At 34.2% G+C, this 15,566-nt stretch carries 12 protein-coding genes; all 12 read left to right on the forward strand.

Annotated features, from left to right (window positions below; genetic code table 11):
* The first annotated feature begins 105 nt into the window (after positions 1–105).
* The 12 genes from ACQ65V_RS10855 (at position 106) to ACQ65V_RS10910 (ending at position 15,495) form a co-directional block, all read left to right on the forward strand.
* A complete protein-coding gene (locus tag ACQ65V_RS10855) occupies positions 106–906 on the forward strand; it encodes an outer membrane protein assembly factor BamD (RefSeq protein ID WP_202913863.1) in 801 nt (266 codons plus the stop codon).
* 11 nt (positions 907–917) lie between these two features.
* Complete coding sequence (locus tag ACQ65V_RS10860; RefSeq protein WP_430467901.1) at positions 918–1,244, forward strand: DNA-directed RNA polymerase subunit omega; 327 nt, start codon at positions 918–920, stop codon at positions 1,242–1,244.
* 6 nt (positions 1,245–1,250) lie between these two features.
* Entirely contained in the window at positions 1,251–2,462 is a 1,212-nt protein-coding gene (gene coaBC, locus ACQ65V_RS10865; protein ID WP_430467902.1) for a bifunctional phosphopantothenoylcysteine decarboxylase/phosphopantothenate--cysteine ligase CoaBC, read from the forward strand.
* A complete protein-coding gene (locus tag ACQ65V_RS10870; protein WP_155087191.1) occupies positions 2,455–3,345 on the forward strand; it encodes a DUF4835 family protein in 891 nt (296 codons plus the stop codon). The genes coaBC and ACQ65V_RS10870 overlap by 8 nt, the downstream gene beginning before the upstream one ends.
* A gap of 85 nt (positions 3,346–3,430) precedes the next feature.
* Positions 3,431–5,083 carry a DNA repair protein RecN gene (gene recN, locus ACQ65V_RS10875; RefSeq protein ID WP_155087192.1) on the forward strand — a complete coding sequence of 551 codons (1,653 nt, stop codon included), beginning with the start codon at positions 3,431–3,433 and terminating at the stop codon, positions 5,081–5,083.
* 81 nt (positions 5,084–5,164) lie between these two features.
* On the forward strand, positions 5,165–5,983 hold the full coding sequence (locus tag ACQ65V_RS10880) for an enoyl-ACP reductase FabI (protein ID WP_155087193.1): 819 nt from the start codon (positions 5,165–5,167) through the stop codon (positions 5,981–5,983).
* A 196-nt stretch (positions 5,984–6,179) separates the two neighbouring features.
* Positions 6,180–6,995: a proprotein convertase P-domain-containing protein gene (locus ACQ65V_RS10885; RefSeq protein ID WP_430467903.1), complete on the forward strand. Its 816-nt coding sequence runs from the start codon at positions 6,180–6,182 to the stop codon at positions 6,993–6,995.
* Positions 6,983–8,365, forward strand: coding sequence for a T9SS type A sorting domain-containing protein (locus tag ACQ65V_RS10890; RefSeq protein WP_430467904.1), 1,383 nt, complete (start codon positions 6,983–6,985; stop codon positions 8,363–8,365). Before ACQ65V_RS10885 ends, ACQ65V_RS10890 begins: the two co-directional genes overlap by 13 nt.
* A gap of 68 nt (positions 8,366–8,433) precedes the next feature.
* Positions 8,434–10,140 (forward strand): FG-GAP-like repeat-containing protein, encoded by a 1,707-nt coding sequence (locus tag ACQ65V_RS10895; RefSeq protein ID WP_430467905.1) that lies wholly within the window; start codon positions 8,434–8,436, stop codon positions 10,138–10,140.
* A gap of 84 nt (positions 10,141–10,224) precedes the next feature.
* Entirely contained in the window at positions 10,225–11,958 is a 1,734-nt protein-coding gene (locus ACQ65V_RS10900; protein WP_430467906.1) for an FG-GAP-like repeat-containing protein, read from the forward strand.
* Positions 11,959–11,980: 22 nt separating this feature from the next.
* Positions 11,981–13,690: an FG-GAP-like repeat-containing protein gene (locus tag ACQ65V_RS10905; RefSeq protein WP_430467907.1), complete on the forward strand. Its 1,710-nt coding sequence runs from the start codon at positions 11,981–11,983 to the stop codon at positions 13,688–13,690.
* A gap of 65 nt (positions 13,691–13,755) precedes the next feature.
* Entirely contained in the window at positions 13,756–15,495 is a 1,740-nt protein-coding gene (locus ACQ65V_RS10910) for an FG-GAP-like repeat-containing protein (protein ID WP_430467908.1), read from the forward strand.
* Positions 15,496–15,566: the final 71 nt, after the last annotated feature.

Below are 15,566 nucleotides of genomic sequence, written 5' to 3' on the forward strand. Positions count from 1 at the left end.
TAATCTAAATTACATTTCGCAATAAAAACTAAGGTTATTTTAGCATATAATATTTGTTTTTTAAATCCGTTAAAAATGCATACTTTTGCATCCTGTTTAAAATTTATGAAAAGAGGACTTTACATACTATTCACAGCCATTATATTGGTATCTTGTAGCGACTTTCAGAAAACGTTAAGATCTGATGATGTCGCTGAAAAGTTTAAAATGGGTACTGAATTGTTTGAAGCTGGCAAGTGGAGTAAAGCCCATAGGCTATTAAATCAGATTTTACCTCAGTATAGAGGTAAGCCTCAAGCTGAAAAGTTGACCTTTATGCATGCTATGTGCTCTTACCAAATGAAAGATTACTATATAGCAAGTTATCATTTTGATAAGTTTACGGATATTTATCCGCAAAGTGAAAAAGCTGAAGAAGCTGCGTTTTTAGCTGCAAAGGGTTATTATTATAATTCGCCTGTGTATTCAAAAGAGCAGAAGGAAACAGTAGAAGCTATTGAAAAACTGCAATTGTTCGTTAACGCTTATCCAAATTCACAGTATCTGTCAGAGGCCAATACACTTGTTAAAGAATTGGATTTTAAACTAGAGAAAAAGGCTTTTGAGATAGCAAAACAGTATGATTTAATTAGAGATTATAAAGCTTCAATTAAATCATTCAATAATTTTTTACTTGAGTTCCCTGGCACTACATTGAGAAATGAGGCCATGTTTTACAGGTTTGATGCTGCTTATAATTTAGCAATATTGAGTATAGATGAACTGAAAGAAGAACGTTTAAATAACGCTTTAGGTTACTATAACGCATTAAAAAAAGCTTATCCTAATTCAGAGTTTTTAGAAGATGCTGATAGGATGAAAGAGGAATTACAACAAGAGTTAAATACATTTACTACAAAAAGTTAATCATTATAAAGATGGATTTAAAGAAGACCGATGCACCAGTTACTACAGTAACTTATAACAGAAACCAAGTTGATGCTCCAACGGATAACATCTACGAAGCTATTTCTGTTATTGCAAAGCGTGCAGAACAGATTAATACAGACATAAGACGTGAGTTGATTGACAAGCTTGAGGAGTTTGCAACTTATAACGATAGTCTTGAGGAGATTTTCGAAAACAAAGAGCAGATTGAAGTATCTAAGTTTTACGAAAAACTACCGAAACCACATGCACTTGCAGTGAAAGAGTGGTTAGATGATAAAATTTATCACAGAAATACTGAGGATACTCAGGAATAATATTTCATGTCTATTCTAAAAGACAAAAACATTTTATTGGGCATTACCGCTGGTATTGCCGCGTATAAATCTGCTAACTTAGTAAGATTATTTATAAAAGCAGGCGCTAACGTTAAAGTAGTTATGACGCCTGCTTCTAAAGATTTTATAACTCCACTTACATTATCCACCTTATCCAAAAATCCAGTCTATTCGTCTTTTGTAGATGAAGAAGATGAGGGACAAGTTTGGAATAACCATGTCGATTTAGGTCTTTGGGCAGATTACTTTGTAATCGCTCCAGCTACGGCCAACACCATGGCCAAAATGGCAAATGGTGTTTGTGATAACATGTTGTTGGCAACATATCTTTCTGCTAAATGCCCTGTGTATTTTGCACCAGCTATGGATTTGGATATGTATAAACACGAATCCACTAAAACTTCATTTGAAAAGTTAACCTCTTACGGAAATAAGATGATTCCTGCTGGTACTGGCGAATTGGCTAGTGGTTTAGTGGGAGAAGGCCGAATGGCAGAGCCAGAAGATATTATTGACTTTATTGAAAAAGATATTCTGAATCAATTGCCTCTTAGAGGAAAAAAAATTCTTATTACTGCTGGCCCAACTTACGAGGCTTTGGATCCTGTACGCTTTATAGGAAACCATTCTAGCGGTAAAATGGGATTTGAAATTGCAAATGCAGCTGCTAATCTTGGCGCTGAGGTAATTCTGGTCACAGGACCCACACATCAAAAAAACGCACATAGTTTAGTTAAGGTTATGCCTGTGGTTAGTGCAGAAGAAATGTACAATGAAGTACATAAACATTTCAAGAATTCAGATATAGCGATACTTTCAGCAGCTGTTGCAGACTATAGACCAAAATCTGTAGCAGATAAGAAAATAAAAAAGAAAGATTCAACGTTTAGTGTTGAGTTAGAGAGGACGAAAGATATTCTAAAATCCTTAGGAGAAATTAAGGAACATCAATTCTTGGTTGGCTTTGCACTAGAGACTAATAATGAACTAGAGCACGCAAAAGGAAAATTAAAATCTAAGAATTTAGACCTAATTGTACTTAATTCTTTACAGGATAAAGGCGCGGGTTTTGGAGTATCCACAAATAAAGTTACATTTATAACATCGTCTAACGATATTATTGAACATCCGCTTAAGTCAAAGGCAGAAGTTGCTAACGATTTAATGAATCAGATTTTAAAACAATTACATGCGTAAGATATTAGTTTTATTGGCCTTTTTACTATCATCAACAGTTGTTCTTGCCCAAGAATTAAACTGCACGGTTAATGTTATAGCTCAGCAAACAGGTAACGACAATAATGTGGTTTTTAAGACTTTAGAAAAACAACTTAGCGAGTTTGTCAATAATACACAATGGACGGAAAAATCGTTCAGCGCAGAAGAGCGCATTAATTGTAGTATGGTTATAAATGTAAATAATTACGAAAATGATAGATTTAGCGCTACGCTTCAAGTATCATCTTCTCGACCAGTATTTAATTCAACATACAGTTCACCAGTATATAACTACAATGACAGGGATTTTAACTTTCAATATTTAGAATTTCAGAATTTGGTATATAACCCACGTCAATTTGAGTCTAACCTTGTTTCGGTATTATCGTTTCATGTATTTATGATTTTAGGTATGGACGCAGATTCTTTTGCGCTCAACGGAGGTGACGAATATTTTGCCCAGGCACAAACTATTGCTAATTATTCTCAGCAATTAAATGGGCAAGGGTGGAAGTTAGAAGACGGCTTACAATCGCGTTTCGCCCTTATAGATAATTTATTGTCACCAACGTTTAAGGAAATGAGATCAACCATGTATAACTATCATATAGATGGTTTGGATATTATGGCAGATGATGCAAAAAAAGGAAAATCCCAGGTTGTTTCAACACTATCAGAACTACAAAAGATTCATAGAAGACGACCAAATTCCTATTTAATGCGTGTGTTTTTCGATGCGAAATCAGATGAATTAATGGATATACTTTCTGGTGGTCCAAGTGTCAATATTACCGAAGCCGTAGATATTTTAAACAAGATTGCACCGATGCACTCCCAAAAGTGGAGAAACATTAAGTTTTAATTTTTACATCATTACGAACTTGCTTGTACTGAACTTGTTTCAGTAACTCAGAATCGATACTTTTGTAATAACTAATTACAAATTATTGCTCACCTCACTTTACATAAAAAACTACGCGCTTATAGACGAACTCAATGTTCAGTTTAATAATGGGATGACCATAATTACTGGTGAAACTGGTGCAGGTAAATCCATTCTTTTAGGTGGCTTGTCATTGGTTTTGGGAAAACGCGCAGATCTTAGTCAGGTAAAGAATACGGATGAAAAATGTATAATCGAAGCAACCTTCGATGTTGCCAATTACAATCTAAAAGCACTTTTTGCATCTTTAGACTTAGATTACGATGTGCAGACCATTATAAGGCGTGAGATTTTACCATCAGGAAAGTCGCGAGCCTTTATTAATGACACTCCTGCGACCCTAGACAGTTTGGTTGCTCTAAGCTCATATTTTATTGATATTCATTCACAGCACCAAACACAGCAATTGATGCAAGACGACTATCAATTTAAGGTCATTGATGCATTGGCAGATAATGGTGCAAACTTAGAATTGTTTACTAAACAATTAAAGGCGTTCAGATCATTACAAAAATCTTTGGAAGATCTACAAACTTCTAAATCAGAAATGCTCAAGGAGTATGATTATAACTTGTTTCTGACTAAAGAACTGAATGAGATTGATCTAGAATCTGTTAATCTTGAAGATTTAGAGTCGCAATATGAGCAGCTTAACAATGTTGAAACTATTGGAGAAAGGCTAGGTAATACCAGAGCTATTTTAAATACCGAAAATCAAGGTGTTATCGACCAATTAAAGACTGCAAAACAAGAACTGAATAAAATATCTACATTTGGAAAGGCATACGAGTCATTATTAGAAAGAGTTTCGAGTGTAACTATTGAATTAGATGATATTTTAACAGAACTAGACAATCTTGAAGAACAATTATCCTCGGATCCTCAAGCACTAGAACGTATTAACGCACAACTTCAAATCATTAATAATTTACTTCAAAAACATGCTTCGAGCAATATTGAAGAATTAATAGAAATAAGGAAAGAGTTAGAATCCAAAATTTCGAATACAGAAAATCTCGATGATGAAATTGCTGAAAAAGAGCAAGAAATTAAAAGTCTTAATATAGAATTGAATCAAGTAGCAGCAAAGGTTCATAATAATAGAGAAGAAGTTATCCCTCTATTAGTACAAAAGTTGGAGGCCATTTTATCTGATTTAGGTATGCCAAATGCTAAGTTCAAAATAGAGCTTGATGATTTGGGACATTTTACGTCAAACGGAAAAGACAGCCTAGAGTTTTTATTTACAGCAAACAAAGGTTCAAACTTTAATGAATTGAAGAAGTCTGCTTCAGGTGGAGAATTATCTCGGATTATGTTGGCGATAAAGTCCATTCTATCTGAATATATGCAGCTACCGTCCATAATGTTTGATGAAATAGATACAGGAGTTTCTGGCGAAATTTCAAACAAGATGGGTGACATAATGAAGCAGATGAGTGGCAAGATGCAAGTCTTTACCATTACGCATCTGCCTCAGATTGCTGCAAAAGGAAATACACATTTTAAGGTGTTTAAAACAGATATGGATAATACAACGCATACACAATTAAAGCGATTGGATGAAGACGAGCGCATTGTGGAAATTGCTCAAATGCTAGGAGGTGTGAATATTACCGAATCTGCTATGGCACACGCCAAGCAATTGCTCAATTAAATATTTAAAATTCAAAGTTTAAAATTCAAAGTTTTGTTAACTTTGACTATATTTCAAATAACTGACAAACAACTAACAACTATGGCATATAACTTACTTAAAGGAAAAAAAGGAATCATTTTTGGAGCATTAGACGAAAACTCAATTGCATGGAAAACTGCAGAACGCGTCCATGAAGAAGGAGGTGAATTTGTACTGACCAATGCACCTGTTGCTATGAGAATGGGACAGATAAATGCCTTGGCCGAAAAAACAGGCTCTCAAATCATTCCGGCAGATGCCACATCTGAAGAAGATTTACAAAACTTGGTAGAGCAATCTATGGAAATTCTTGGTGGTAAATTGGATTTTGTATTGCATTCCATTGGTATGTCTATTAATGTAAGAAAAGGAAAGCACTATACGGACCAAAATTACGCTTGGACACAAAAGGGAACAGATGTTTCTGCAATGTCTTTCCATAAGGTAATGCAAACACTCTACAAGGCGGACGCTATGAATGAATGGGGAAGCATTGTAGCCTTAACTTATATGGCTGCCCAACGCGTTTTTCCAGATTATAATGACATGGCAGATAACAAAGCGTATTTAGAAAGTATTGCACGTAGTTTTGGGTATTTCTTCGGAAGAGATAAAAAAGTACGTGTTAACACCATTTCTCAATCACCAACTCCAACAACGGCTGGTAGTGGAGTAAAAGGCTTTGATGGCTTCTTAGCTTACGCAGATAAAATGTCTCCTTTAGGTAATGCAACAGCTATGGATTGTGCCAATTATACCGTTACCTTATTCAGTGACCTTACAAAACGAGTAACCTTACAGAACCTTTATAACGATGGTGGTTTTAGCAATATGGGAGTGAGTGATGCTGTTATGGATACCTTTGTAGATAAACAGTAATTAGAATTCTAAATTTATCCAAAAGCTGTGTTGCAATTTGCATCACAGTTTTTTTTGTTTATAACATGTTAACAGTGATATATTTAACAGTATTTTAACGTTGTTATTTACATTTCATCGATTTGTGGTTAAGGCATAATAATCTTCTAGATAATTAACATATTTTTAATGAATTACTAACTTAAAATATGTTTTTATGAAGAAAATTACTTTACTCGCAAGCTTTTTATTATTGTTTGCGATGGGTTATGGGCAAACCTTTCCCGGAACTGGTACACCAGCCGATACTCAAGGACCTGGAGGTGGTACAGCCGCGACTTGTGGTACTGCTAATGAATTAAACCTTACTGTTACAGTTACAGGAGTAGGTGTTTTGGGCGTAACCAATTTATTAGATCAAGTAGATATTGATATTACCCATACCTGGTCTGGAGATGTTGAATTATTTTTAATTGCACCAGATGGCACTACTATTGTAGAATTGACGACTGATAATGGTGGGTCTGGAGACGATTATGCGGGTACTCAATTTAGAGATAATGCAGCTACTTCAATTACAGCTGGCTCTGCGCCATTTACAGGTCCGCATATGCCAGAACAGCCGCTATCAACATTTGATGGGGTAGATGCAGACGGTACGTGGACTTTAAATTTCTGTGATGATGCAGGCGGTGACACAGGAACTTTTAACAGTTGGTCATTGACGTTTGCTCCTGTGCCAACTTGTACTCCTCCAGCAGGTACAGCTACATTAGGTACTGTTGATTGTGGTGCTGGTACTTTTGCAGTGGATTTTGACGTTACGGATTTAGGAGACGGTAGTCCAGCAATTTTTGATGGTACAAATACTTTTCCTGTTACTGGTACAGGTCCTTTCTCTCTAGGAGGATATACAACAGGAACACCTGTAACATTTACTTTGCAACACGGTTCTGACCCAGTGTGTGATGTTAATTTAGGTACTTTTCAAGACACATGCCCTCCTGTAGAGGATGTTTTATGGGAGCTATAAATATCCCTGTAACAACGGATATGTGTACTGGTATTACTACAGGAAACAACACTAACGCTACAGATTCAGACTTAGATACACCTGCACCACCTGCTGCAACATGTACATCGTACGGTGGTGGAGATATATGGTTTAGTGTAACCGTACCAGCTAGTGGTAATGTTACTATATCTGGTGATATTTCTAATTGTTGTTCTTTTTTATGGTATGAAGTGTATGAAGGGGCTGATTGCTCTGGCTTAACGTCGATTGCTTGTTCCGCTACTTCTGGAAATGACCCTTCTGCATATGAAATGGCGCTCACAGGTAGAACTCCTGGTGAAACGCTTTGGATTAGAGCGTGGGACTCTCTTAATGATGATGGGCCAGGCGATTTTAATTTCTGTGCTTATGAACCAAGTTGTGCTGCACCTACGGTAACTATACCAACTGACCCAATTGATTTTACTAATTGCCCTGCTACAGTTGATGTAACGATTTCTATTGATGATTTGGGAGATTCTAGTACTTTAACTATTTCTGGTGAGGATGATATGGGTAATCCAGTTGGTACTGGTGGTACTGCAACTGCTACAGGATTATTCACAATTACTGGCGTACCTGTTCCACAAACTGCGTTTTCTATTAATATTGAACACGAGTCAAATGCGACATGTGATGTTGTTCTTGGACCTTTTGTGTTAGATTGCCCTCCACCTAACGATTTATTTGCTGATGCTATTGCGATATCATGCGGATCATCAACTTTGGGCACTACTTTCTATGCAACACAAGATGAGGCTGGTGCACCAGATGTAGCTACTGTTGAAGCAGACACTCCAGCTGATAATGACTCTCCGTGGGTTTGGTATTCTTTTACCGGTAGCGGTGTAGCAGAGCGTATCACTTTATCAACTTGTAATCTAGGCTCAAGTTTTGATACTGAGATTTTTGTTTATACGGGAACTTCAGGGGCATTGACTTGTATTGATGATGGTTACGATGAGTGTGGCTCACCAGACTTTTTTGCAGAAACTTCTTTCGATTCTGATGGTACAACTACGTATTATATTGCCATTGGTGGTTGGAATGTAGGTAATGAGGGTGATTTTGAGTTATCTGTGAGTTGTGCTACTTTGGGTGTTAATGATGTAGAAAGTGAAGCAGCATTTACTTATTATCCTAACCCAGTAAAAAATACATTAACATTAAATGCTCAAAATAATATTGAGAATGTGACGATGTATAATATGTTAGGTCAAGAGGTATTAAGCGCTATGCCTAATGCTCTTGATAGCGATTTAGATATGTCTCACCTGCAGTCAGGAACTTATTTTGTTCGTGTTACTATTGGTGAAACAAGTAAAACAGTTAGAGTAATTAAACATTAATTTGATATATATTTATGAAAAAAGCTGCTTTTAAAAGCAGCTTTTTTCATTTACGTAAATTTAAGCTAATGAAATCATTATTACCTTACTTTTGGATATTAGTATCTTCGGTTTGTCTAAATGCACAAATTTCATTTTCAAACTTGGCAGAGAACTATGGTGTAGTTGTTAACTGTGGCAATTCTAATTTTGGTAGTGGTGTAAGTTTTTATGATTATAATAATGATGGTTTTGACGATTTAACATTAGCATCGGCAAATAATTATCCGATTCGATTCTTTTTAAACATTGGTGGATTTTTTGTAGAAGAGCAATTTAATTTTGATCATATAGGGACTAGCAAACAAGTTAATTGGGTTGATATAGATAATGATGGTGACGAAGATTTGTTTATCACGAGTAACACAAGTTCCAATAAATTATATCTCAATGATTCAAATTTTAACTTTGTTGATATTTCTGAGAATGCAGGAATACTTCAAGAGATAATGTTTACTTATGGATCTTCTTGGGGAGATTACAATAATGACGGTTATTTAGATTTATTTTTAAGTAATAGAAGTGAGTCAATACCTAACGTGTTGTATAAAAATAACGGCGATAATACATTTACAATTGTGAACTCAGAAGCAGGAATAATAAATTTTGGCAAACTTTCATTCTGTGCGGCATTTTTTGATTTTAATAATGATGGTTTTCAAGATTTGTATGTTGCCAATGATAAATCTATTTATAGTAATGATTTGTATAAAAATAATGGGGACGGAACTTTTACTGAAGTAGGGTTAATCACTGGTGCTGATGTTAATATAGATGCCATGTCATTAACAATTGATGATCATAACAATGATGGTTGGTTAGATATATATATTACAAATGAGGCAGAAGGCAATGTGTTTCTTAAAAATAATGGAGACGAAACCTTTACTGATATAGCCCCATCGTCTCAAACATCAGTTTTTAGCGAATGTTGGGGTGCCGTTTTTTTAGATGCTGACAATGATAAGGATTTAGACTTATATGTCAGTAGTGATCATGATGGTACAAACCCAAATTTTTTGTCATCAGCTTTTTTTCAAAATAATGCCGATAGTACTTTTTCTTTGTTAAATAACGCGGTGCCCAATGATTATGCTAAAAGTTATTCTAATGCAATAGGCGATATAGATAACGACGGATTTCCTGAAATAGTTGTAAATAACGATAGTCATAACAATATATTTCTGTGGAAAAATCAGACAGAAAATTCAAATAACTGGTTAAAGGTAAAATTAGAAGGGACTGTGAGTAATCGTAATGGTATTGGCTCTTTTATTGAAATTTCTATAAATGGCGAAAAACAATATCGTTATACACTCTGTGGTGAAGGGTATTTATCACAAAATTCCGCTACTGAAATTTTTGGAGTGGGTACAGTTGAAAACATAGATTACGTAAAAGTAAAATGGTTAAGCGGAATAGAAGATGTCATATATAACATTTCTTCAAATCAATTATTAAACATCACTGAAGGTTCAACTTTATCATTGGATGATGTAGAAAATGAAGCAGTATTTACTTATTATCCTAACCCAGTAAAAAACACATTAACATTAAATGCTCAAAATAATATTGAGAATGTGACGATGTATAACATGCTAGGTCAAGAGGTGTTAAGAGCTAAGCCTGATGCCCTTAATAGTGATTTAGACATGTCGGATTTAGCAAACGGTACTTACTTTGTTAAGGTAACTATTGCTAACACTACAGAAACGATTAGAGTAATTAAACAATAATTTCTAAATAATAGTAGACATTTAAAAAGCCGCTATCGATTAGCGGCTTTTTTATTATCTTTAAAGATATATTATATACCTGTTATGATAGGGAAGAATGTTAATAACCATTTAATTAGTTTAATTATAGTGCTTGCAGCTTCGCCCTATAATCTATTCGCCCAAATTTCCTTTAATAATTTTTCTACCGAAGCTGGTATTAATGTTGTATGTGGTAATACATATTTAGGCAATGGAATTAGTTTTTATGATTATGACAATGATGGTTGGGATGATATAACTATAGCATCAGCAGATGGTGACCCAATACGCTTTCTAAAAAACATTAATGGTAGTTTTGTAGAGCAAACCTTAAACATAGATCAAAATAATTGGCAAAATAGACAAGTTAATTGGGTTGATATAGATAATGATGGTGATAATGATTTATTTGTAACAAGCGATGACACTCATGTTAGGCTCTATGAAAATATGGGTAATATGATTATGAATGATATTACTAACACAAGTGGAATGTTAATGGAAACATTTTATGTTTATGGTGCATCTTGGGGAGATTACAATAATGATGGGTTTTTAGATGCTTTTTTAAGTATTAGAGACTACGACACACCCAATATTCTGTACAAAAACAATGGAGATAATACATTTACACTGGCAAATGCCGAAGCTGGCCTTCTAAGTGAAGGTATGTTGTCTTTTTGTTCGGCTTTTTTAGACTATAATAATGATGGTTATCAAGATATATATGTTTCAAACGACAAACCAAATACTCATAATCTATTGTATAAAAATAATGGTGACGGTACTTTTACGGAAGTAAGTCAAATTTCTGGATCTGATGTTTATATAGATGCAATGAGTGTAACCGTAGATGATGTTGATTCAGATGGGTGGTTAGATATTTATATTACAAACGATGATTCCGACAGTGTTCTGTTACTAAATAATGGTGATGAAACCTTTACTGATATAGCAGTTTCTGCACAAGTTACATTTAATAGCTTAGGTTGGGGAGCTGTTTTTATAGATGCTGACAATGATAAGGATTTAGATTTATACGTTAGCGGAGAAACTAACGGTACTGTGCCTGGTTATTTATCTTCGGCTTTTTATATAAATAATAATGATGGCACTTATAGTATAAGTAACTCATCGGTTCCTAATGATTATGCGAGTAGCTTTTCAAATGCCATTGGTGACACTGACAACGATGGGTATCCAGAAATAGTTGTTAATAATATCAACCACGATAATATTTTTCTTTGGAAAAATAATACAGAACCTAATAATAATTGGCTCAAGGTAAAATTAGAAGGAATTCAAAGTAATAGAAATGGTATAGGATCTTTTATTGAAATCTCTATTAATGGCGAAAAACAATACCGCTATACACTCTGCGGTGAAGGTTATTTATCACAAAATTCTGCTACTGAAATTTTCGGACTAGGTACTGCTGAAAACGTAGATTACGTAAAAGTAAAATGGCTGAGCGGAATAGAAGACGTCATATATAATGTTTCTTCAAATCAATTATTAAACATCACCGAAGGCTCAAACACCTTGTCAATGGGAGAATTTGAAACTCAGAACACTCTATTGTACTATCCTAACCCAGTAGAGAATACATTGACATTAAACGCTCAAAACGCTATTGAAAATATCGTTCTATATAATATGCTGGGCCAAGAAGTACAAAGAGCGACACCGAAAAATGTAGAAAGTATATTAGACATGTCTACTTTACAAGAAGGAACTTACTATATTAGGGTAACTATCGCAGATATTACTGAAACGGTTAGAGTAATTAAACAATAGATATCAAAATTTAAATAATGAAATGCATTTTAGAATTACATTCTCTTTAATACTATTTTTTGTATTAAGTGATGCTATTGCACAGATAAGTTTTGAAAATCAAGCTACGGAAATCGGAATAAATGTTACTTGTGGAAATACGCTATATGGTAGCGGTATAACATTTTATGATTACGATAATGATGGTTGGGATGATATAACTATTGCTTCAGCTGAGGGTGATCCAATACGATTTTTAAAAAATATTAACGGAAACTTTGTAGAGCAAACCTTGAATATTGATTCCAACAACTGGAAAAATAAACAGGTTAATTGGGTGGATATTGATAATGACGGAGATAACGATTTGTTTGTCACTAGCGATAATAGTAGCAATAAGTTATATGAAAACCTTGGTAACATGATAATGGAAGATATCACCTTATCTTCGGGTATATTAACAGATGTGCTTGTTACCTATGGAGCATCTTGGGGAGATTATAACAAAGACGGATTTTTAGATGTTTTTTTAAGTAATAGAAGTACTTCCATTCCTAATGTTTTGTATAAAAACAATGGAGATAATACATTTTCGCTTGTAAATACTGAAGCTGGAATTATTAATATTGGTACGTTGTCATTTTGTTCAGCGTTTTTTGATTATAATAATGACGGTCACCAAGATATTTATGTGGCAAATGATAAAATAGAGAACGCAAATACACTGTATAAGAATAATGGTGATGGTACTTTCACAGATGTTAGCGTGGAATCTGGTTCTGATATTACAATTGACGCTATGTCTGTGACCATTGATGATTATAATGCTGATGGCTGGATGGATATTTATATAACAAATGACGTTCCTGGCAATGTGTTTTTAAAGAACAATGGTGATGGCACATTTACCGATGTAGCACAACCTACAGGCACAACATTTAATAGTGTGGGTTGGGGAGCTGTTTTTTTAGACGCTGATAATGATACTGATTTAGATTTGTATGTAAGTGCCGAACACAATGGCTCTGTCCCTGGTTATTTATCTTCGGCATTATACGAGAATTATAATGATGGTTCGTTTAATATCACCAACTCTTCAATACCTAATGATTTTGCGATAAGTTATTCAAATGCTATTGGTGATACCGATAATGATGGCTATCCAGAAATAGTAGTTAATAATATTAATCACGACAATGTCTTCCTCTGGAAAAATAATTCTCCATCAACCAATAATTGGCTAAAAGTAAAACTAGAAGGAACAGAGAGTAACAGAAATGGAATTGGTTCTCTAATTGAAATATCTATTAATGGAGTAAAACAGTATAGATACACATTATGTGGTGAGGGCTATTTATCCCAAAATTCTTCAAGCGAATTTTTTGGATTGGGTAATGCTACAGTTGTGGACTATGTTAAAGTTAAATGGTTGAGTGGAGTGGAAGATGTGATTTACAATATTGGAGCTAATGAGCAAATACATATTGTTGAAGGTTCCGCATTATCCATTAATGATAATGAATTGTCGTCAATGAAAATTTATCCAAATCCTGTTAAAGATAGATTTATGATTAATTCAGAAGTTGATATTGATAAGGTGTTGATATTTAATGTGCTAGGTGAGGAGGTCTTAAGGATTTACTCGACTGAATTATATGAAAATATTGATATAACTCATTTACAAGCAGGTACTTATTTTGCGAAAGTTACTTCGTCTAATCACTCTAAAACAATTAAAGTCATTAAATACTAATGGATGTACTACGAATTGAATTAAATATTCTTTTTATATTTAATTTAAAAGAATAAAATCCCCTGATGATTAGAATTATCTTTTTCTTATTGATTCTACCATGTCATTTGGCCTTTTCACAAATCAATTTTGTAGATAGGGCAGATATATTGGGTATAGATGAGCACACTGGCAACTCGGTTTTTGGAGGTAGTGGCGCGAGTTTTGTAGATTTTGACAATGATGGATTGGACGATATAACATTAGCTACAGGAGCAGGTGTGCCTGTGCAATTTTATAAAAACATTAATGGTCAGTTTTTCGTAGAAACGTCTTTTTTTACCAGCCCTAATACATACAACTACAGGACAAGGAGCGCATGCTGGGTCGATTACGATAATGATGGTGATAAAGACTTTTTTCTCACTAGCGACACTGATGGCAATAGGCTTTTTAGACGAGAAAATAACACTTTAGTTGATGTTACGGTATCTTCAGGTTTCCCATTGGATAATTTATACACCTATGGAGCATCTTGGGGAGATATAGACAATGATGGCTGTTTAGATGTTTATTTATCAAATAGGATTGGAGATACGACCATTACAAACTATTTGTTTAAGAATAATTGTGATGGCACTTTTTCTGAGGTTACAAATAGTATTGGGTTAAATAACTTACCAGCACTTAGTTTTTGCTCAGGATTCTTTGACTTTAATAATGACGGTTGGCAAGACCTGTATGTAGCTAACGACAAGTTTAAACCCAATTACCTATATAAAAACAATGGAGATGGTACTTTTACGGATGTCAGTCAATCATCTGGTACAGATGTAGTAATGGACGCCATGTCAGTTACCATTGACGATTTTAATGCTGACGGTTTTTTTGATATTTACATTACCAATACACCAGAAACCATAAGTACACCGCAACCTGGTTGTGTATTGTTTAAAAATAATGGTGATGAAACATTTACAAATATAGCATTGAGTTCAGGGACTGATTTGGATAGCTTTTCTTGGGGATCAAGTTTTTTGGATGCAGATAACGATAGTAACATAGATTTATACGTAAATACTCAATATAGCGGAGAGAATATGTACGCTACGTATGCATTTTATGTAAATAACGGCGATGAGACATTTGATAATTCCACCATTTCAGGATTTCAAACAAATGCCTATAGAAGTTATGCTTCTGCAATAGGTGATTATGATAACAATGGAGTAGTAGAAATTCTTGTTAATAATGATGTTGACCAAGAGCCATCACTTTGGGAAAACATCGAAGTACAGAGTAATAATTATATTTCAATAGATTTAGAAGGTACAGTTAGCAATATAGATGCCGTAGGATCCATTATTGAGATTTCAGTTAATGGAACTAAACAATACCGTCATGTAATGTTAGGCGAAGGGTATTTGTCCCAGAATACCGAAACAGAACACTTCGGGATTGGTAATGCTACAGTTGTTGATTATATAAAAATTAAATGGCTTAGCGGTATTGAAGACATTATCTATAATGTATCACCAAATCAAAAGATAAATATTGTTGAGGGCACGTTTTTGTCTATTAATGAATTTAATGATCATTCTATAATCAACTACTATCCTAATCCCGTAACTGAAGAATTATTTATTAATTCTAAAAAGAAAATAGATTCACTAGAAGTTTTCGATATCACAGGTAGAATAGTATTTGTGTCATATCCTTTGGTAAATAATACTAAGATTAATTTATCTTCAATAGAAAGCGGTAATTACTTTACTAAATTGACCAGTGACGGTAAGTCAGAAATCATCAAATTCATTAAAAAATAGAAGTTGAGGCTCTATTGTTCATTTTATTATAAAGTTATGTGATAGCTTTAATTACCTTTGTGTTTTGCGCA

This window comes from Winogradskyella ouciana (assembly GCF_965284585.1).
Taxonomy (GTDB): Bacteria; Bacteroidota; Bacteroidia; order Flavobacteriales; family Flavobacteriaceae; genus Winogradskyella; species Winogradskyella ouciana.